General features: G+C 46.2%; 21 protein-coding genes. 10 read left to right on the top strand and 11 right to left on the bottom strand.

What is annotated here, in order from left to right:
* Positions 1-20 precede the first annotated feature (20 nt).
* From QUA57_RS15275 to QUA57_RS15255, 5 genes are all read left to right on the top strand, one after another.
* On the top strand, positions 21-836 hold the full coding sequence (locus tag QUA57_RS15275) for a phycobilisome linker polypeptide (protein ID WP_333062030.1): 816 nt from the start codon (positions 21-23) through the stop codon (positions 834-836).
* Positions 837-1,029: 193 nt separating this feature from the next.
* The gene (locus QUA57_RS15270) at positions 1,030-1,899 is read left to right on the top strand and encodes a phycobilisome linker polypeptide (protein ID WP_333062032.1); all 870 of its coding nucleotides are present in this window, start codon (positions 1,030-1,032) and stop codon (positions 1,897-1,899) included.
* A 115-nt stretch (positions 1,900-2,014) separates the two neighbouring features.
* Positions 2,015-2,311, top strand: coding sequence for a phycobilisome linker polypeptide (locus QUA57_RS15265; protein ID WP_333062033.1), 297 nt, complete (start codon positions 2,015-2,017; stop codon positions 2,309-2,311).
* Positions 2,312-2,527: 216 nt separating this feature from the next.
* Positions 2,528-3,367: a HEAT repeat domain-containing protein gene (locus QUA57_RS15260; protein ID WP_333062034.1), complete on the top strand. Its 840-nt coding sequence runs from the start codon at positions 2,528-2,530 to the stop codon at positions 3,365-3,367.
* A 249-nt stretch (positions 3,368-3,616) separates the two neighbouring features.
* Entirely contained in the window at positions 3,617-4,243 is a 627-nt protein-coding gene (locus QUA57_RS15255; RefSeq protein ID WP_333062036.1) for a HEAT repeat domain-containing protein, read from the top strand.
* Here QUA57_RS15255 and QUA57_RS15250 read toward each other — a convergent pair.
* Both QUA57_RS15250 and QUA57_RS15245 read right to left on the bottom strand, forming a co-directional pair.
* Positions 4,232-4,525, bottom strand: a complete 294-nt coding sequence (locus QUA57_RS15250) for a DUF2103 domain-containing protein (RefSeq protein WP_190661665.1) — start codon at positions 4,523-4,525, stop codon at positions 4,232-4,234. The genes QUA57_RS15255 and QUA57_RS15250 overlap by 12 nt on opposite strands.
* A gap of 100 nt (positions 4,526-4,625) precedes the next feature.
* On the bottom strand, positions 4,626-5,093 hold the full coding sequence (locus QUA57_RS15245) for a response regulator transcription factor (protein ID WP_333062038.1): 468 nt from the start codon (positions 5,091-5,093) through the stop codon (positions 4,626-4,628).
* A 428-nt stretch (positions 5,094-5,521) separates the two neighbouring features.
* Between QUA57_RS15245 and QUA57_RS15240 the strand changes: the two genes are divergently transcribed.
* On the top strand, positions 5,522-5,848 hold the full coding sequence (locus QUA57_RS15240; protein WP_333062040.1) for an antibiotic biosynthesis monooxygenase: 327 nt from the start codon (positions 5,522-5,524) through the stop codon (positions 5,846-5,848).
* Here QUA57_RS15240 and cas6 read toward each other — a convergent pair whose 3' ends face one another.
* A complete protein-coding gene (gene cas6 / locus QUA57_RS15235) occupies positions 5,849-6,730 on the bottom strand; it encodes a CRISPR-associated endoribonuclease Cas6 (RefSeq protein ID WP_333062042.1) in 882 nt (293 codons plus the stop codon).
* Positions 6,731-6,921: 191 nt separating this feature from the next.
* A complete protein-coding gene (locus tag QUA57_RS15230; protein ID WP_333062044.1) occupies positions 6,922-8,004 on the bottom strand; it encodes a class I fructose-bisphosphate aldolase in 1,083 nt (360 codons plus the stop codon).
* 224 nt (positions 8,005-8,228) lie between these two features.
* Between QUA57_RS15230 and QUA57_RS15225 the strand changes: the two genes are divergently transcribed.
* Both QUA57_RS15225 and QUA57_RS15220 read left to right on the top strand, forming a co-directional pair.
* Positions 8,229-10,859: a M1 family metallopeptidase gene (locus tag QUA57_RS15225; RefSeq protein ID WP_333062047.1), complete on the top strand. Its 2,631-nt coding sequence runs from the start codon at positions 8,229-8,231 to the stop codon at positions 10,857-10,859.
* A 288-nt stretch (positions 10,860-11,147) separates the two neighbouring features.
* Entirely contained in the window at positions 11,148-11,564 is a 417-nt protein-coding gene (locus QUA57_RS15220; protein ID WP_333036989.1) for an NUDIX hydrolase, read from the top strand.
* Between the two features lie 195 nt (positions 11,565-11,759).
* On the opposite strand, the gene QUA57_RS15215 is transcribed toward QUA57_RS15220, so the two are convergent.
* The 6 genes from QUA57_RS15215 to petC all read right to left on the bottom strand — a co-directional run bounded on the left by QUA57_RS15215 (position 11,760) and on the right by petC (position 16,902).
* Positions 11,760-12,242: a hypothetical protein gene (locus tag QUA57_RS15215; protein WP_333062049.1), complete on the bottom strand. Its 483-nt coding sequence runs from the start codon at positions 12,240-12,242 to the stop codon at positions 11,760-11,762.
* A gap of 51 nt (positions 12,243-12,293) precedes the next feature.
* The gene (locus tag QUA57_RS15210) at positions 12,294-13,346 is read right to left on the bottom strand and encodes an FAD-dependent oxidoreductase (protein ID WP_333062051.1); all 1,053 of its coding nucleotides are present in this window, start codon (positions 13,344-13,346) and stop codon (positions 12,294-12,296) included.
* Between the two features lie 343 nt (positions 13,347-13,689).
* Positions 13,690-14,136 (bottom strand): photosystem II protein PsbQ, encoded by a 447-nt coding sequence (gene psbQ, locus QUA57_RS15205; protein ID WP_333036986.1) that lies wholly within the window; start codon positions 14,134-14,136, stop codon positions 13,690-13,692.
* 111 nt (positions 14,137-14,247) lie between these two features.
* The gene (locus tag QUA57_RS15200) at positions 14,248-15,099 is read right to left on the bottom strand and encodes an alpha/beta fold hydrolase (RefSeq protein ID WP_333062054.1); all 852 of its coding nucleotides are present in this window, start codon (positions 15,097-15,099) and stop codon (positions 14,248-14,250) included.
* Between the two features lie 105 nt (positions 15,100-15,204).
* Positions 15,205-16,194, bottom strand: coding sequence for a cytochrome f (gene petA, locus QUA57_RS15195; protein ID WP_333062056.1), 990 nt, complete (start codon positions 16,192-16,194; stop codon positions 15,205-15,207).
* Positions 16,195-16,359: 165 nt separating this feature from the next.
* A complete protein-coding gene (gene petC, locus QUA57_RS15190) occupies positions 16,360-16,902 on the bottom strand; it encodes a cytochrome b6-f complex iron-sulfur subunit (protein WP_333062057.1) in 543 nt (180 codons plus the stop codon).
* Positions 16,903-17,116: 214 nt separating this feature from the next.
* On the opposite strand from petC, the gene QUA57_RS15185 reads away from it, so the two are divergent.
* Positions 17,117-17,434 (top strand): DUF3067 family protein, encoded by a 318-nt coding sequence (locus QUA57_RS15185; protein WP_333036983.1) that lies wholly within the window; start codon positions 17,117-17,119, stop codon positions 17,432-17,434.
* A gap of 411 nt (positions 17,435-17,845) precedes the next feature.
* Positions 17,846-18,154, top strand: a complete 309-nt coding sequence (locus QUA57_RS15180; protein WP_006631236.1) for a carbon dioxide-concentrating mechanism protein CcmK — start codon at positions 17,846-17,848, stop codon at positions 18,152-18,154.
* Positions 18,155-18,357: 203 nt separating this feature from the next.
* On the opposite strand, the gene QUA57_RS15175 is transcribed toward QUA57_RS15180, so the two are convergent.
* Positions 18,358-19,785, bottom strand: coding sequence for a calcium-binding protein (locus QUA57_RS15175; RefSeq protein ID WP_333062059.1), 1,428 nt, complete (start codon positions 19,783-19,785; stop codon positions 18,358-18,360).
* Positions 19,786-20,091: the final 306 nt, after the last annotated feature.

Here is a 20,091-nt window from a genome sequence, read left to right as displayed (position 1 = left end):
CAAAAAAGGGAGAAGCGAAGATGGCGGGATTAGGTGCAGCAGAACGGTTGGGAATAAAAGCATTTGAAGAAGCGGGACGAGTAGAACTCCGCCCCCACTGGACGCAAGACGATGCGAAAGCAGTAATTCGCGCTGCTTACAGCCAAGTTTTCGGCAACGAGTATTTAATGTCGAGCGAACGACTTACCAGTGCTGAATCTCTGCTACTGCAAGGGCAGATTTCAGTGAAAGATTTTGTGCGGTCAATTGCACATTCCGAAACCTATCGGAAAAAGTTTTTTTATCCGAACTCGCAAACGCGGTTAATTGAGCTTAATTACAAGCATTTGTTGGGCCGCGCTCCTTACGACGAGTCGGAAATTGCTTTCCACGTTGATTTGTACAATGCAGAAGGCTACGAAGCTGAAATCAATTCTTACATTGACTCAGTTGAGTATGAAGAAAATTTTGGCGACAGTATAGTGCCTTACTATCGCGGTTTCGCGACTCAAAGAGGTCAAAAAACCGTCGGTTTTAACCGGATGTTTCAATTGTACCGGGGTTTTGCTTCTAGCGATCGATCGCAAAACCAAACCCAAGCCCGGCTGACTTGGGAAGTAGCGAGAAATATGGCTTCGCCGATACACACAGCCTCCACCGGAAAAGCCCTTGGCGGTACTTCCGGCGGTTCTCGCGACCAACTCTACCGAGTCACCGCAATGCAAGGTGCGGCTAAGTTTTCGCCTCAAGTGCGGCGGACAACTACCGAATATCTCGTGCCTTACGAGCAACTTTCGAGCCGCTTGCAGCAAATCAACAAACGTGGCGGCAAAGTGGTAAGTATTACCACAGCTTAAAGTTTGTGTATTGACGTTTTTTTGAAACGTCTTTAGCAAATTAGGACTAAGGCTAAAAAATTCTTCAATTTTATGTGGATATGTAAGGTGTGCAGTGTACACCCTAATTTGAGGCATATTATCCTTAGTCCTAAAAATTTCAAGTGCAACCAAGCATTAAACTTTTGTCATTAATAATTTAGGAGAAAATCTGGTGGCGATTACAACAGCAGCGTCCAGACTAGGAACATCCGCATTGAGCGATGCGCCGAAGGTAGAACTGCGCCCAAACTACACCAAAGACGACGTTGAAACTGTGATTCGTGCGGTTTACCGTCAGGTGCTAGGCAACGACTATTTAATGAAATCCGAGCGACTTATAAGTTCCGAGTCTTTGCTGCGGGACGGCAGTTTGACGGTACGAGAATTTGTACGCGCTGTAGCTAAGTCAGAACTGTACAAAACCAAGTTTTTCTACAACAGCTTCCAAACTCGGACGATCGAACTAAACTACAAACACTTGCTCGGTCGCGCTCCCTACGACGAATCTGAAGTAGTTGAACACTTAGATTTGTACCAAACACAAGGCTACGACGCTGATATTGATTCTTACATCGATTCAGTAGAGTATCAAGAAAACTTTGGCGAAAGTATCGTGCCTTACTACCGCGGCTTTAACACGCAGCGCGGTCAAAAAACCGTCGGTTTTACCCGGATGTTCCGGTTGTATCGCGGCTATGCAAACAGCGATACATCTCAACTAGAAGGCAATAACTCTCGCTTAGCTGTCGAACTCGGCACTAACACCGCTACGCCTGTAGTCGGTCCCTCCGGCGGTAACGAAGGTTGGGCATATCGGCCTTCTGCCAGAAACGTAACTCCCAGCAGCACTTTCGGCGGCGCGGCAGCTTACGGCAAAGAAGGGCGACTGTTGCGCGTGGAAGTTTCGGGAATTCGCACGGGCGGCTATCCCAGCGTGCGCCGCAGCAGCAAGGCTTTCATCGTACCTGTTGAGGATTTGTCCTCGCAAATTCAGAAATTTCAACGCCTGGGCGGAAAAATCGCCAGCATTACTCCAATTTAGTCAGTTGGCAGTTGGCAGTTGGCAGTTGGCAGTTAGTAGCTTTTAGTCAACAGTCAACAGTCAACAGTCAACAGTCAACAGTCAACAGTCAGAATTACCAATTACCAAGAAGCTTATGTTGGGTCAAATTGTAGCTGGAAAAAGTGGCAATACAGCTTCGGCTGGTCGCTGCTTTCGGTATGAAGTTGTCGGCTTGCGCCAAAGCGATGAAACAGATAATGTGGATTATTCGATTCGATCGAGCGCGAGTACATTTATCACCGTGCCTTACAATCGGATGAATCAAGAAATGCAGCGGATTACTCGCATGGGCGGGAAAATTGTCAGCATTCATCCTTTAAACGCGGGTGCAGAATCATCCCATGAGTCATCCCATGAGTCATCCCATGAATCATCGGGCGATCACCAATAGTTTGGTGGGAGGGGCGATGAAAATCGCTTCTTGTCAAGCTAGAAGGGGCGATGAAAATCGCTCCTGCACAAGCTAGAAGGGGCGATGAAAATCGCTTCTTGTCAAACCAAGTCCGCCTGCGCGGAATAAGAGTTAATGCAACCCGCGCAGGCGGGTTTTGTCTGTTTAGCAGCCATTTCAATCGCCGAATAACTAATAACTAATAACTAATAACTAATGACTATGGATTATTACGAATCCGACTCACCGCCGGCAGGTTTAGCTGAGGGCGAGTCTTTAACTGTTGAACAGGCGATCGCAAATTTGCACTCCCAAGATTACAGTCTCCGGTATTATGCTGCTTGGTGGGTTGGCAGATTTCGAGTCAAGGAACCGGCAGCTATTGCAGCTTTAATTGCCGCATTGGAAGAAGAGTCAGAACAAACAAAAATCGGCGACTATTCCCTATTACGAAATGCGGCGCGGGCTCTGGGTAAATTGGGTGACAAACAAGCCTTACCGGCTCTGATTCGCTGTTTGGAATGCGCCGATTATTACGTGCGAGAAGCGGCGGCTCAAGCTCTAGAAATGCTGGGCGACCGCGATTCTATTGGGCAGCTAATGAAGCTATTGGATGGGGGCGTAGCTGTGGCTGTGCGAGTGCCAGGAAAATCGCACCTCGTGCAACCTTACGACTCGGTAATTGAAGCTTTGGGAACGCTGAAAGCCACAGAAGCAATACCCCTAATTTCACCTTTTTTGGAACATTCTGTGGAGCGGGTGCAGTACGCTGCGGCGCGGGCGATGTATCAGTTAACTGGAGAGCGGGTTTACGGAGATCGGTTGGTAAGTGCTTTGAATGGGGATAATTTGCAGTTGAGGCGATCGGCTTTGATGGACTTGGGGGCGATCGGCTATTTGCCGGGAGCGCAAGCTATTTCTGAAACTTTAGCAGAAAATAGCCTGAAATTGATTGCGCTCAAAGGAGTTTTGGAGCATCACCTCAATCAACAAGAATCTCTATCTTTGTCCGATGAAGCTATCCAAGTTATGAACTTAATGGATAGTTTACTGTAAACAATTAGTTCACCACTAAAATAGGATTGCTGTAGAGATTCTAAATTGTCTGCCCTATATTGAGGACACAGTATATGATGACACAGCAGTGCTGTTTCCCTACGGCATATCTGTATTTTAGGCAGGACACAGCAGTGCTGTTTCCCTACTCATTTTGATGAGAATGTTGGTGGGTGAGGTGGCAAAAAGTTCGATCGCGCGATCGACCCAACCTAGAATTACAATAGTCACGGTAAAGCTTACAAATAAATGGCATTAGAACTAATTCAGGCTGTCGAACAAGCAGATTCTTCCGAAGGCTTGTTAAACGCAGTCAAAGCACTGGCTGCAGCTTCCTCAAAACAAGCAATTCCTACCTTAATTACAGTGCTCGGTTACAACAACCCAGGCGCCGCTGTTGCCGCCGTTGATGGGCTAATTCAGCTCGGAGAACCTGCGGTGCAACCGCTTCTAGAACAGCTTGACGGCTACAATTACGGGGCGAGAGCTTGGGCTGTTCGGGCTTTGGCGGGAATTGGCGACCCCAGGGGTTTGGAGATTTTGCTCGATGCAGCGGCGAATGACTTTGCTTTGAGCGTGCGGCGGGCCGCGGCGAGGGGTTTGGGGACGATTTGTTGGGAACTGATGGCGGCAGAACAAATTGCAGATGCTCAACTTCGCGCTGTGAAAACGCTACTGCAAGCGTCCCGAGATCCAGAATGGGTGGTTCGCTACGCAGCAGCGGGGGGTTTGCAAGCTTTGGCGGGTGCTGCGACTGTTAAACCGGATTGGTTAGCGGAAGTTTCGGCCAGACTTGAGGAAATCACCCAAAGCGATGAAACTACTTCAGTTAGGGCTCGGGCTTTGCTTGCTAAGAAAATATTGTCACTTGGCTAGGGTTTGGGCGATCGTCTCTTCCAAGTCCCCTTGACTGAGAGTGGTTAATATAAAGACTTCTTGTACGGTTTTGCCCTGTCTGGCGATGATTTTAAATCCCCCGCGGATGGGTACTGACACTCTTAATGTCATGCGGGGGATGTGTCCTTTAACTTTGTTGATGACGCCCGGAGTGACAGTTTGAATTCCCATTTTTAGGGTGAGGCGCTCTAAAATTGGTATCAAACCGGGAAGGTGGGTAGAGTGATTCCAAACTAGGCGGCCTTTGGGTTGTGCGTGCATAAATATTTAACCAAATTCAACATACCCAGTCTAAGCCACCCCTGGCTGGAACCAATTTGAAATTCCCTCAACTTGTGTATCAATAACGTTACTGTGAGCGTCATTGCCAGCAAACCGAGGCAATCTCAAACCGAGATTTTTGATTCCTGGCGCGCAAGCTAAGATTTGATGGCGCAGAATTGTCCTGTACTTTTTGATATTTTGGGTTGGCAACTGTCGGTTTTTCTAGTTGAGCGGCGATCGCCGCGAGCATTTCTGCGAGGCTGCAAGGTTTCTTGAGATAGCCGTCTGCTTTGAGTTCCAAGACTTTTTCCATTTCGGAGGCTGTCATAAAAATAAACGGAATGCTGGCGGTTGCAGGCTGCGATCGCACGGCTGCGAATACTTCAAAACCGTCGAGTTCCGGCATCATGACATCAGATAAAATTAAATCGGGAATTTGGGCAGCTAACTGGATACCAACTTTTCCATTTTCAGCGCCGATAGCTTCAAAACCGCGCGATTGCAGAAGTTCTAATACAGTTTCTCGGATTAAGCGATCGTCTTCAATTACTAATATTTTTTTCATTGGTTTGAGGTGGCTCTTTACTTTGTTTGTATGTCTGTGTTATAATTGTTACAGGTAAGTTTTAAATAATTCAATAGGGTTATTGCAAAAAACCGCTTTTGACTGGTTACTTTTTACGGCTTTGTGTATGCTTGCAGTTACACACAAGACTTGAGTTATCAGCAGCTTTACCTTGTTTACTAGCGCTAGAAGTCGCTCCGGCGTACCTAGGATTGTAAACGTATAAAATCAGCCCTTCAATAGTTTATTTAATAAAGATTCCAGCCGCCTGACTCAAAAAGTTTCTATTTGAGTGGCGATCGCAGTTACGTGTAATTAATAAATCCGCCGATGAGCTAAGCGCGAAACTCCAACCTGTGAAGTTCACAAATTTCTGGCGATCGGGTAAAATATAACTTGGTGTATCGCTATTGAGTGAGGAAAAAAATATGTCAGAATTTCTAGACTTTCTCAGACATCAGTTTGCCTACGTTGCCATTGGCGAATTTAAACCAGGAAAATTTAAAGAAGCAGAAGAACTTTTTGAAAAAGCCGTTGCAACTTATACTACAGGTTTTAAGGGAGCGTATTTGCTGCAATTGCCCAATACAGACAAAGGTATTGCCATCATTTTTTGGGAAAGCGTAGAAGAGATGGCCGCCAATCAAAGCGAAGCTTATCAGGCAATATTAAAGCAGATGACGCCTTTGTTTGCGAAACTTCCCGACACTGATGTTTATGAAATCGTCAGTGAAATTCAGCCCAAAAGTGAATGATTAAAAATCCTGCAACCGGCGAGTCATTCCCATACCCATCGGCGTCTTTCGCCCGACTCCGCTGTAAAGCGCAAAATCTGCTAAAGTGTTAATTTGCTTGATAGTAGCAGGAGCTATATCTCCCATAATTCGGTAACTAATATCGCCGACGCAGCCAATAAATTTACTGCGAGAATCCGTACTAACTTCTGTTCGGATATCGAAGAAACTGGGGAAAATAGCTTCTGTGAAAGTAGGTTCGATCGCAATCTTGCTGTATTTGTTCCAGCGATTAGCTAAACTGCCGAAAATACTTTCTCTAGTTGGCATAGCACTATCGTATACCCCTTGCCGAAAATTAGTAGGAGTGCAAAAAGTAAAAGCAATTTGGCGCTCAGTTTCGGAAGCTCTATCGAACAATTCGGCGTAAGTACAAAAGTTTACCCAAGGCTGGTTTGATTGCGGTTGGCTCAAAATATTAGTAATGTATATATTTGTCGGCCCGAGATGCCAAGGGCTCTCGAAATTAAGTTGCTGCCAAAGTTGAGTTAGGCGATCGAACAAACCATCATCCAGCAGAGAAATTCGCCACCAAATCGGCGTATTTTCCTGAATAGCTTGCTTGTGTTCCCATTGTACAGCCTGTGAAATTGTGCGCGAAGCAGGAGGCAAAACTCTCTTTTGCGGCTGCGGCGTACTGCTTTTGTAAGGCTCTTTTCTCCTTACTTGGAAAGGGCTTAAAGTGAAAGCTTTTTCCTGAGACTGGTCGTGCAGGTACGCGCTCAAATCGGTGTCTACAGCACTCACAAGGTTCAAAAATAAAGCGTGGAGATGCCGTCCCGTTAAAAACTGGGATGGAATTGGCGCAACTGGTCGCAGGTTTAAAACAAGGCTGTAGGGCATTTTACAATTTATATACGGTGTTTGTATAGACGTTCAGCTAGTATTAATACTACAGCTAACTTGCAACTTAAATTAAGGAATTTAAATCACATAAGGTGCACAGTGTGCACCCTACGTTTACGACGATTTGTGGGTCGTGTCCACATACGTTTAGGTTGTAATATTGAGGCAAACCTCTGTCGGGTAAGTTTTTAGGCGATCGAGATTTCTGGCGACAAATAAACATCTTGAATGGCGTTGAACAATTTTACGCCTTCTTCAAAAGGACGCTGAAAAGTTTTGCGGCCGGAAATTAAGCCGCAGCCGCCAGCGCGCTTGTTGATTACCGCTGTGCGAATTGCTTCTGCAAAATCGCTTTTTCCGGAAGCACCGCCGGAGTTAATTAAACCCATCCTTCCCGCATAACAGTTGAGCACTTGATAGCGAGTTAGATCGATCGGGTGATCCGTTGTCAAATCCGAATAAACGCGCTTGTCTGTTTTGCCGTAACTCTGGCCGCTAGCTTTAGCCACAGCTTCATAACCGTTATTGCACTCGGGCAATTTCTGCTTGATAATGTCAGCTTGAATTGTTACTCCCAAGTGATTTGCTTGCCCCGTCAAATCTGCTGCAACATGATAATCTTTGTCTTGTTTAAAGATATCGTTGCGGAGATAGCACCACAAAATTGTCGCCATTCCGTATTCGTGAGCGTGGGCAAAAGCCTGACTGACTTCTTGGATTTGTCGCGTCGATTCCGGCGAACCGAAATAAATTGTTGCTCCCACTGCAACCGCTCCCAAATTCCAAGCTTGCTCGACGGTCGCAAACATTACTTGGTCGAATTGATTGGGATAAGTTAGCAACTCGTTGTGATTGAGCTTGACAATAAAAGGGATTTTATGCGCGTATTTGCGAGATACGCTTCCCAAAACTCCCAGCGTTGTCGCGACCGCATTGCAGCCAGCCGAAATTGCTAATTTAATGATGTTTTCGCTGTCAAAATAGATGGGATTTGGTGCAAAAGAAGCGGCGGCCGAGTGTTCGATTCCTTGGTCTACCGGCAGGATGGATAAATAGCCGGTATTTGCCAAGCGTCCGCTAGAATAGAGTTGCTGAAGCGATCGCAAAACTTGGGGAGATCGATCGGTTTGAGCAAAAATGCGATCGACCCAATCCGGGCCAGGCAGGTGCAACAAATCTTTAGAAACTTTCGCTTGATGGGTGAGCAAGTCTTCGGCTTCGTCGCCAAGCCAAGATTCGATCGAACTGGGAACTGATAGTGTAGCTGTCATACAGATTTCCCTCTCAATTTCAATTGCAGGCTGATGATTCCAGACATTAGCCTTGCTGATATTGTAGCGAAAAAATCATATTTTCCATCCCTTCAACGCTAGACCCAGTTTTTAACAAGTTAGCGACAACAGCAGCTAGGACGCGCTACTCTATAATAAGCTGGCAGTTCAGCCGGATCTGCGCTGCCAGCGATCGCCGATCGACTCACAACTTTGCCATCACAATGTCACACACTTACTTTGATTCTGAAAACAGTCACAAATCCTTCGAGATGCCCGGTGCTCGGCCGCATTACAATCCCGATCGCCCCGGTCAAGTAGAGCATATTTTCCTCGACTTAGTGCTGAATATTCCCAAACAAAGCTTTCGCGGCACTTGCAGCATCCGCATCAATCCAATCCGCAGCGGCATTGACAAATTAACCTTAGATGCAGTCAACCTGAATATTAAATCAGTAAAAGTCGGCGAAATTGAGCAAAATTTCGACAGCGATGGCGAAGTGCTGCAAATTCACCTACACGAACCAACCGAAGCTTACCAACCAATTACAATTGCGATCGAATACTCGGTCGAAAAACCCCAGCGCGGCCTCTATTTCGTCGGGCCGGACAAACACTATCCAGACAAACCAACACAAGTTTGGACTCAAGGCGAAGACGAAGATTCTCGCTTCTGGTTTCCCTGTTTCGACTATCCCGGACAACTCGCTACTTCAGAAATTCGAGTCCAAGTTCCGAGACAACTATTTGCTATTTCCAACGGCGAATTAATTAGTACAAAAAACGAAGGCGACGATAAAATTTATCACTGGTCCCAAACCCAGGTACACCCCACGTATTTAATGACCTTAGCAGTCGGAGATTTTGCCGAAATTAAAGACGAATGGAACGGCAAACCCGTTAATTATTACGTGGAAAGAAGCCGCGAGGCAGACGCTAGGCGCAGCATGGGCAAAACGCCTCAAATGATTGAATTCTTCTCTCAAGCATTTGGCTATCCTTACCCTTTTCCCAAGTACGCTCAAGTCTGCGTCGATGATTTCATCTTCGGCGGTATGGAAAATACTTCGACAACTTTGCTAACAGATAGGTGCTTGTTAGATGAACGTGCCACCCTCGACAATCGAGGTACTGAAAGCTTAGTCGCCCACGAATTAGCTCACCAGTGGTTTGGTGATTTAGTAGTAATTAAACATTGGTCTCATGCTTGGATAAAAGAAGGCATGGCTTCTTATTCCGAGGTGCTGTGGACTGACAAAGAATACGGCAAAGAAGACGCGGCTTACTATATGTTAAATGAAGCCCGCAATTATTTAGCTGAAGACAGTTCCCGCTACCGTCGGCCGATCGTTACTCACGTTTACCGCGAAGCCATTGAATTGTACGATCGCCATTTGTACGAAAAAGGCGCTTGCGTCTATCACATGATTCGCGCCGAGTTGGGCGACGAATTATTTTACAAGGCAATTCACACTTTTGTGCGGGATAACGCTCACAAAACTGTAGAAACGATCGATTTGCTCAGGGCGATAGAAAAGGCTACCGGTCGCAATCTCATGTTTTTGTTTGACCAGTACGTTTATCGCGGCGGTCATCCAGATTATAAAGTTTCTTATTCCTGGGATGGCGACAGCAAATTAGCAAAAGTTACTGTCACCCAAACTCAGGTAAAAGATAGCAAAAATGGCAACGGCAACAGCAAAGAGGTCTTTGACCTAAAAATTCCCATAGGCTTCGGTTACAAGCCGGAAAAAGAGGCAGAAGATAACAGTTATGCCCGTTCCATTGCTAACCTAAAAACTTTCACCGTCAGAATATACGAACGCGAGCAAAGCTTCTATTTCCCCCTAGAAGAGAAGCCGGCGTTTATCAGTTTCGATGTCGGCAATAGTTACTTAAAAACAGTCGTTTTAGAGTATGGAGTTGCCGAACTCAAAGCTCAGTTGCAGTTCGATCCAGACCCAGTTTCCCGGATTTACGCTGCCCACGCTTTGGCGAAAAAGGGAGGGCTGGAAGCGGTGAAAACGCTGTCAGAAGTTCTCAAGAAAGAGCCGTTCTGGGCAGTACGGGCGGAAGTGGCCGGTCAGTTAGCTGAAATTAAACTCGACCAAGTTTTTGAAGGTTTAGTAAGTGGCTTAAAAGATAAAGATGCTCGTGTTCGTCGCGCTGTGGTGAATGCGCTGGGTAAAATCCAAACTCACGAAACTTATAAAGCGCTGAGGTCGATCGTCGAAAAAGGCGACGACAGCTATTACGTAGAAGCAGCAGCAGCGAGTGCTATGGGCTCCATTGCAGGGGCTAACCCCGACGAAAAACCGACCGACGAACAGGTACTGAAAGACTTAAAATTGGTGCTGAAAGAGCGTCAGGGCTGGAATGAGGTAGTGCGATCGGGTGCGATCGCAGGTTTGGCGCACATGAAAACTTCTGAAGATGCGCTGAATCTAATTTTGAAATACACCGCCGCCGGTACTCCGCAAGCTTTGCGCTTGGCTGCAATTCGATCTTTGGGCACAATTTCGGCTGGTCAAACCAAGGTCAATTTAGAACGAATTTTGCAGCGATTGGCAGAATTATCTAAAGAGACGTTTTTCTTAACTCAAGTCTCTGTAGTAGTGGGATTAGGACAAATGCAAACTCGCAAAGCAATTCGCATTTTGCGTTCTTTAGCTGACCAAACCCCCGATGGCCGCGTTCGCCGCATGGCTGATGAAGCTGTGCAAAGAGTGCAGAAAAATGTTGGTTCTGATGCAGCGGTAAAGCAGTTGCGGGAGGAATTAGACCAGGTGAAAAAGGAGAATCAAGATTTGAGGAGTCGGATGGAAAATTTGGAGGCTAAGGCGAAGAAAGATTAGGTGTAAAACCCCAGACCGGCGCAGATAAAGGCAGATATTGGCGATCGGCTTTTATCTGCTTGTCGGTAGAGGATTGTGCGCGGTTATTATAATAATATTATTGTTCAGTGGGAGTGCATGGGAATTTCCTCTTTTCGACAAGCAGGAAAAGCCAAATATGTTTATTCTCCACTTTATTGCTGTCTTAACTTGGGAAGTGTCGAGACTCAGGATGCTGTTTTTATTTTTTAGTTGTAAACCGTTCATGAGGTTACAGCAGCTTTTGTAGCCACAAATATTGCCGAAATCATGAGTATAAAAATCGCTTTACTGGTTGATCAATCGGGGGTAATTCCCTATCGCATTCAAGACGGACAAATTGAAGTAATGCTGATTACTTCTTCGGCTAGCAAGCGCTGGGTGATTCCCAAAGGATTAATTGAACCTGACATGACTCCCCAAGATTCCGCTGCCAAGGAAGCTTGGGAAGAAGCAGGTTTGTTGGGTAAAGTGTTCCCGGATTTGCTGGGAACTTACGAGTATCAAAAGTCCGGCTACACTTGTCAGGTAGAAGTATTTTTAATGCAAGTGCAAGCTGTTCTAGAAATTTGGCCGGAAGCTAGCAGGAGAAAGCGACAGTGGGTAAGTATTCCTAAAGCAATTAAGCGGGTTAATGAACCGGAACTCAAACTCATTTTAGCGGATTTGCCGAATAGGTTCTGGTGATTCAGTCAGGGATGTAGCACCTAATTATCTAATGTGCGCCGAGGCGCATATTACCGCCATAATTCGCGCGTCAAACCACTTTTTGGTCTTAGTATAAACTTGTAGGGTGCGTCCGTAAGCTAAATTTTTGGAAAATCGAGCTATGATTACTGACGTACCCTACAAACTTATGATATCAGTGTAAAAAGTTTCCCCTTAAGCGTTAGCTGAGAGGAAAGGAATGCTTTCGGCTAAGTTATCCTTAACTTCAACTCCCTGTTTTCTCGCCCAAAACTGACTCAAAAAGTGAATTTGTCGCAAGCCGACAACTAAATTTAAACCGGGTACAAAAATCCACCAAACTGTTAGTGGCTCTTTGATTCCTTCTTGGCGGTACAATTCGTTAACTGTCTTGTAAAGTTTGAACTGCACGATGTAAATCCAAGCAATACCGAGGAAGGAAAACCAACCAAACCATCCGGGAACGTCAGGGTCGAATATCCGCAAAGCTTGGGGGACGGCTACTCCTAAAACAAAGGGAAGCAAGCAAAGGGTTCCCGACCAACCGCTGCCGTTATAGCGACGCAATTCTTCTTGAATAATCCATTTGTACCATCCGTAATATAGCAGCAAGCTGACTCCAGACAGCAAAATTACTTGCCACAAAGAGCGGGGTTTACCTAAAGGTTTGTCGGACATATTTAGCTGTAAGATATGAATTGCTATCTTGATTGTATTAACATTTGTTAATTATTGCAAAATCATTTCTCGAATCGATCGCGCGGTTGCAGGGGCCAGCAGAACACCGTTGCGATAGTGGCCGCTGGCGATCAAAACGCGATCGTTACCGGGAAGCGTCTCGATAATTGGGGCCGGCCGCCCTTCCGGCCGCGGGCGCAATCCTGACCATTTCCTGATTATTTCAGCTTCTGCTAAGGCGGGACAAAGTGATCTCGCCCTCGCCATCACTTGCCCCAACATATCAGCATTCGCCTGAATTTCCCCGTCATTTTCGGAAAACTCCACCGTCGCCCCCACCCAAAATTCCCGATCGCCCAAAGGCACAATGTGAACGTCATCGCAAGTAATTACCGGCCTAAAATCAGGGTTTCCTAAAGGCTTTGCCGATCGCAAATGCAGCGCTTGTCCCAACACCGGGCGAATGTCAACCAACTGATTTAACGATGCAGTCACAGCAGCAGAACCCAAACCAGCAGACACAATTAGTCGATCGAACTTTAAACTAGCAGCAATCTCCGCTGCTTCAACGCGCACGCCAAACTCAAAAATCACCCCATTTCGTTCAGCAGCATCAACCAAAGCCAAAGTTAGCGCCGTCGGATCGACTTGCCGGTCTTGAGGCGAATAAATCGCAGCAATAATCTTATCATTTAAATAGAGATGAGGGCAGCGATCGCGCACTCGTTCCACATCCCAAAGTTCCAATTGCCAACCTTGAGAACGGCGAGTTGCTATCAATTTTTCCCACTTACTTAAATCCTCTCCCTCCGAACAAAGCATTAAAATTCCTTCTTTGTTAAAAGGAATTTTTCGCCCCGTAACTGCTTCCAATTCAGGAATCAAAGTTTCGTAGCGCTGAAGGCTGGTTTCCCTCAACTGCCAATTTCTACCCTTAGTTTTGTGGCTGATAACTCCCATCAAAACACCGAGTGCAGCGCCAGTAGAACCTTGTGCCGGCGGCTGTTTGTCGAACACAGTAACTTTCAGTTGGGGCAATTGACTTAGTTCAAAGGCGATCGAAGCCCCAACAATACCGCAACCAATAATTGCAACGCGGACCATTCAATTTTAGATTTTAGATTTTATATTTTAGAGTTTATACTTTATAGAAGTTTCTCGTAGTTTTTCGTAGGGTGCATACGAAGCAGATTATCTTCTGGCATTGGTGTAAACTTAAGGTATAACCCATAGTCCGACAGGGGTTGAAACAAGAGCCTCAAAGCGAAAGTCCTAGCTATGAGGACTAATGAGTTCTTCAGTCCTCTTTGAGAGGACTTTAACTATGAGACAGGGAATTCATTCCCTGGCGGACTGCCGGGTAAGCGGGAGGACTGGCGGACTAAAAGCTTAAGTTGACACTAATAATCTTCTCGGTGCGCAGTACGCACGGAGCCAAGCCCAAAAGCTATGAAGCTTTAGGAATTAGCTGCAAGAAGGTATCGAAATCATTGACAGCTTTTTGATAGCTAGCGGTGACTTTTGCATAGTCAAGCTCTTTAGCAGCAAGATCAATGTTAACCAAATCGGTAAACAAACTCTTAGTTAAATCAACAGCTTGTTGTTGAGCACTAGGCAACAAACTCGCAGAGACGGTTTTCATGGTGTTCCGCAAGTCGCCTAGAGGCCCGTGAATGTAAGTTCTGGTATCAACCCAATTCCGTTTTTGAATTAGGGTGCCCAGTTTATCCATGCGCGAGCGGAACTCTGTCAGAGTAGGAACATAGCGCTGAATTTGCTGGGTCTGGGCTGCTGTGTAAGTCGTTGGAACTTTTGCTTCGACACTGCTGCAACTAACCAGAAATGCCATCAAAAACGCCATCATCAAGGCAAAAATTGAACGGGGACGAGTCATATCGATTTTAGATTTTAGATTTTAGATTTCTCGTTCTCAGGCTCTGCCTGGAAATGCAGCTCGGCGAGGAGCTGGTTCACTGACCTAGCACCGAGAGTTATGTACAAAATATTATTTTACCTCCTGGCGGCGCAGAAAAGTTATCACAGCATCGCCAACTTTTTCTGACCAATGTTCTTGAGGATAATGCCCCGCTTGTTCCAGTGTGACTAACTCTGCATTTTGCAGGGAACCGACTAGCTTTTTAGCAGGTTCAACACTCAGCCAAGGATCTGTCAAACCCCACACAAATAAAGTTGGTCGAGTCCATGCTTTCAAGCCGGATTCAATTTCGGCCATTGACTGGGGCAATTGAATATTGCGGACAGTATTCATCAGGGATCGACCTGCATCCGAACTCTTCAAAAACGGGCGGCGGTAAACATCTAAATCCTTGTCTGATATTGTCTGCCGGCTGCCGCCTTCGAGAGTTCTGTCAACCAAAAGCGGGTCTTGCGTCATCATGTCGCCAATAAAAGGCAGCCCCAACTGCTGCATTTTCCAAGGCAATTTGATATCTGGTGAAACTGGTGTATTTATGATGGTTAAACGCTCAATTTTATCGGGATTGCGTAAAGCGTATTGAATGCCGGCTGAAGCTAAAAATCCTTGGACAACGAGGGAAAAGCGCTCTAATTCTATAGCTTGAATAAAGCCAGCGAGGGCGTCAACAAAAGCATCGGGAGTGTAGGCAAAGTCGCGCTTGTCTGGTTTTGCCGATCGCCCGTAACCCACCCAATCGGGGGCGATCGATCTAAATCCCTGGGCCGCCAAATCCGGCATCATTACAGTCCAGGTAAAACTCTGGGACGGCAAACCGTGCAGCAGCAGTACGGGCGGTTTACCAGTTTCGTTAACCGGATTTGTTTCCCGATAAAACCATTGCAGCGGGCCTACTTCAACTATCTTCTCATCAATTAACATTATTTTACTTGTTATTTATCAAACAATAAGGCGGGGAATACCCGCCCTACTTACCTAATAGTTGGGTGTGTACAGAACACCTTACCCAACTAATTACAGCCGCGTTTAGAAATTCATTTCAGCAGCTTGAACTTTTTCGACCTGTTTCTTCTTGAGAACCAGCATGATTTGAGCCAGCATGGTTATAGCCACGAAAGCCATCAATCCTTTAACTCGACCTGCACTTTGCAGCACAATCTCCACGTCTTTTTGACCGAACCCGCCCACATTAGGATTGTTCGTCAAAAGTTCGCCTGCTGCAACTGTTTGTCCTTCGGAAACAATCAGTTCTGGGCCTGCAGGAATCGTATCAACAACCGCTGCACCTTCGGCAGGTTGAATTGTCACTTGATAACCGCCATCTTCAGGTTGAGCAATCTTAGAAATGGTGCCAGCTACCGAAGCATTATAAACACTATTATTGCTCTTTTCGCCAGTAGGATAAACCTGACCGCGGCCGCGGTTGCCTCCGACATAAATTTGGTATTTGCCGTAGTGAACCGACTTGTCTGTTTCCGGATTCGGCGACAAAACGGGGAATACCAATTCTTTGTATTGTTCTCCCGGCAGTGGGCCCACTAAAACAATATTTTCTTGGGTTTCGCTGTAAGGTTGGAAGTAAAGATCGCCGACTTTTTCCTTCATTTCTTCGGGAATTCTGTCAGCGGGAGCAATTTTGAAACCCTCGGGCAACATCACTACAGCGCCTACATTCAAGCCGGTTTTGCTGCCGTCGCCGCCAACTTGTTGAACGTTAGTATCGTAGGGAACTTTGACAATAGCTTCAAACACCGTATCTGGCAAAACAGATTGCGGTACTTCAACTTCAGTCGGTTTTGCACCGAGGTGACAGTTAGCGCAAACAATCCGGCCTGTTGCTTCGCGGGGAGTAGCGGGTGCTGTTTGCTGAGCCCAGAAAGGGTAAGCAAATGCTGCTTGGGGAAGTGCGATATCGCTGGTGAGGAAAAATCCTGCAGCTGCGATCGCAATTAAGGCTGTTTTCGCGATCGTCCTGGCACTGCGGCGAAATATCGCAGATAAATTAGTTTGTGGCATTAGAGTATTCAATCTCAAAGGTCAGACAATTTTGGATTTTGGATTTTGGATTTTGGATTTTGGATTTTGGATTTTGGATTATTAGACTGGTTTAGGGATGCACTTATCTGTGGTTTTCACCATTCACCCCCTATCTAAAATCTCAAATCTAAAATCCAAAATAGTTTAAGACCACCAAGGTGCTTCGCCGGTGCGGAAATCAGTTTCTGTCCAAGTTGTAAAAGCGATCTTGTCATCTGCGACAGTGGCGTGGGCCAGGGCCAGAGACAAAGGCGCGGGGCCGCGCACCACTTTGCCCTCATTGTTGTATTGAGAACCGTGGCAAGGACAGATAAACTTGTTTTCGCTAACATTCCAAGGCACGACGCAACCCAAGTGAGTGCAGACTGCATTGATGCCGTAGTCGGCGATAGATAAGTCTTCTTTCACCACAACATAGGTGGGGTCGCCTTTGAGACCTTGGGCTAAGCTGCGATCGCCTGCAGGGTGCGAAGCCAAATATTCGCTAACGATGATGTCGTTACCCAAAGCATCTTTAGCTGTCACTCCGCCCCCAACTGCCCCACTCGACGGAGGAACAAAATATTGGACAACGGGATAGAGTGCGCCCAGTGCCACACCTGTGACTGTACCGAACGTCAGCAAATTCATAAATTGGCGACGCCCCATATCGGGGACATCGGGATTTCCAGCAGAAGATTGAGCCATGACCTGCCTTTACGGTTTTAAGTTACGTTTGTTTGTTAGCTGTTAGCGAACCTGTACGTGCAGAGGAAGGAGGATAATTGCCGTTAATCTGCTCGCACAAATTTTAGGCCGCGAAAATTCCTTTTAAGAATGCGCCTTCCAGCCTTTATTAGAGTATTATTACATTTTTTGAACTTTGTCTTTTATTGTTTAATGGATTAACTCAGGAGCAACCATGACGGGCCAGGATTTACACCAGCTACTGCTAGAAAAATGGGGAAAGTCTTACGATATCAGATTGCGGCGAACGCGGGGCAAGATTTTTGTGCAAGTTATGTGGAAATATCTAGAACAGGCATCTTTTCCGATGACGGAGGCTGATTATTTCGAGCATTTGGATGCGGTGGCCAATTACCTCAACGGCTGGGGGAGCACAGAACAGGTGAGAGAATATATCGTAACTACTCGCGATCGCCCGCGCTTAGGTAAAGCTGTCAGCGTTCCCCTAGATTTGGGTGAAAGAGCCTCGGAGTGGTTGCTAGACGAGTTTTGAATCACTCAGTCGATTTTAGATTTTAGATTTTAGATTTTAGATTGACTCCACAGCCGGGATCTAGGGGAGTTCCCTAAAGTTTTGTGTCGCGCCGCGGCTGGATTAGTTGAGCCCAAAGTCCCGAAAATCGATCGGCGAGCTTGTCATACGACTTGCTGCTGGTGAGAAACTAAGCTGTGGCGCATCTAATTTGCACAGTTGTTTTGATTCAAAGTCTTGTGTGGCGGGCTTTGCTGCGCGCCCCCAACTGTGGGATTTAAATGCCGCAACAGTTTCTGGGGCTTTTTAGGGGCTTTTTTAATTTTGGGCGATCGGACTTCTAGCTTACCAAAATCATCAGAACCAATTTCTGTCAACAATTTCACATACAATGAAGGTCAGATATCTTGTGAAATTTAGGAGAATGTTGTAATGGGTGTTGCACTGGGAATGGTTGAAGTCTTAGGATTTCCCGCTGCAGTAGAAGTTGCGGACTCAATGGTGAAAGCAGCCCGTGTTACTTTAGTTCGCTATGAGAAAATAACCCGCGCCTACTGGACAATTATAGTGCGAGGAGATGTTTCTGAAGTGCAAGCAGCCGTTGCTGCTGGAATTGAATCAGTTAAAAAGGTCGATGGCGGAAAGTTGCTATCGTATCACATAATTGCTCGTCCTCACGAGAATCTGGATTACGTTTTGCCGATCGGTTACACTCCAGAAGTCGAACAGTTCCGAATGTAGTCAAAGTTTTGACAAAACTTTGGTGTGGAATTTTAACTTTTAGTAATTATAGAGGCGCGGGCGATCGCGTCTCTATATTTTTTTGCTGCGAGTCGATATATTTTTGTGCTGTGTTTATCTGCGGTATATTTTGCTGAAGCAGCAGGCAGAATAACTTGGAATTCTTAACCGCAGATAAGCGCCGATCAACGCAGATAATACAATCAGCCAGTAATCAAATCACTGGCGGTGATTGTGTGAACTCCCTTCAGAATTCCGATGATTTGGCCATTCTGAAAAATCCCGGTATCGATATCTAAACCATTACTCACAGACTTAGAAGTTATGTCTTTAAACGGAATTTGTTCAGACGGAGCGGGAGACGGAGCGGGAGACGGAGCGGTAGAACGTACCAAAAGTTTATCTTCACCTTGTTTGAAGTCAGCAATAGTATCTATTCCCGAACTCCTCCAAAGCCTAAACTTGTCAGCGCCCCTGCCACCAACCAGATAGTCATCACCGCTCAAGCCAAACAACAAGTCGTCGCCCCCCCCGCCAATCAACGTTTCGCTGCCGTATCCGCCAAGCAGAGTATCGTTAAACCTAGAACCGATCGCTACTTCGAGGCCGGAGAGCGAGTCTACGCCACCGAACCCGTCGGAAGCCCGACCTAACCCAGACTGGTCACCGACAGCCCCCAACTGGAGATAGACGCCAATTCCTGCATCGCTGTACGATACTGTGTCGATGCCATCTTCTCCATTGAGCAAGTCATTGCCAGCACGACCCGACAAAGAGTCATTACCGCGCCCGCCCAAGAGCGTTTCATTGCCGATCCCGCCAACTAAGGTGTCGTCGAAGTTAGAACCGATAACGACTTCAAGGCCAGATAGTGAGTCTACACCGTTCTCTATTACGATCGTGGACATCCCCGTGAATGCTATACCGCCGAATCCATCGAGAGCGCGACCTAACCCAGACCCGTCGCCAATAGGCGCCAACTGTAGATTGATACCACTTCTCGCACCTATGTACGATACTGTGTCGATGCCATCCCCTCCATTGAGCAAGTCATTGCCAACCCCGCCATCGAGATAGTCATTACCCCTGCCGCCGTTGAGAGTGTCGTTGCCGTTGTTTGCTGGGTTATCACGATAACCTAAGATACCACTGCCATCAGACAGAGTGTCATCGCCATCGTCGCCATTGAGCAAATCGTTCTCGAAGCCGCCTTCGAGTTGATCGTTGCCAACTCCGCCATATAGAATGTCACTACCACGGATACCGCTAAGAAAGTCATTTCCTTCTCCACCGTAGAGCGTGTCATCGTTACCACTTGGATCATTTGAATCGCCAGTGTAGTCACCAAGCACATAATCATTGCCTGCTCCGCCGTCGAGCCAGTCATAAGCTCGGCCTCCATAGAGACTGTCATTGCCAAGTCCACCAAGCAGAGTATTAAAATCGGTCGGATAATCTTCCCTTCCACCATAGAGTAGGTCATCTTCACTTCCACCATCGAGACTATCACTGCCAAGATAACCATCGAGAGTGTCATTGCCAGCCAGACCACAAAGAAAGTCGTTGCTAAAAGTCCAAGGATAAGGGCTGGATAAGTAGTCAGGACCAGTAGTGCCAGTTGTTGGTGCCATATATTTAATTTCCGATTTAGATTAAGAAACTGAAACCGTCAAAAAGGTAAAAATCTACAGTGTGGATTTTTCAAATGAACTTACTAAGAAATCCACCCAAAAAACCAACAAGTCTCCTATCTTAGGCAGCCAGGAAACTCAAAAGATATAGCTAGACTTCAGTGAGCCCGGTTAACTCTCTTGCTGAAGTATTACATTCTTGTTCAGTAATTTCACTGTGTGGGTATGTTATCTCTAAATCGAATACTAAGGATCAGCTCGTGTCAAATCTTCATGTAAACCTTAAAAATTAAATTATTAAAATAA

Origin of the sequence: Microcoleus sp. Pol7_B2 (genome assembly GCF_036701035.1) — a bacterium.
In the GTDB taxonomy this organism is placed as follows: domain Bacteria; phylum Cyanobacteriota; class Cyanobacteriia; order Cyanobacteriales; family Microcoleaceae; genus Microcoleus.
Note: the sequence above shows the minus strand (reverse complement) of the source record. Positions and strands in the feature narration are given on the sequence as shown.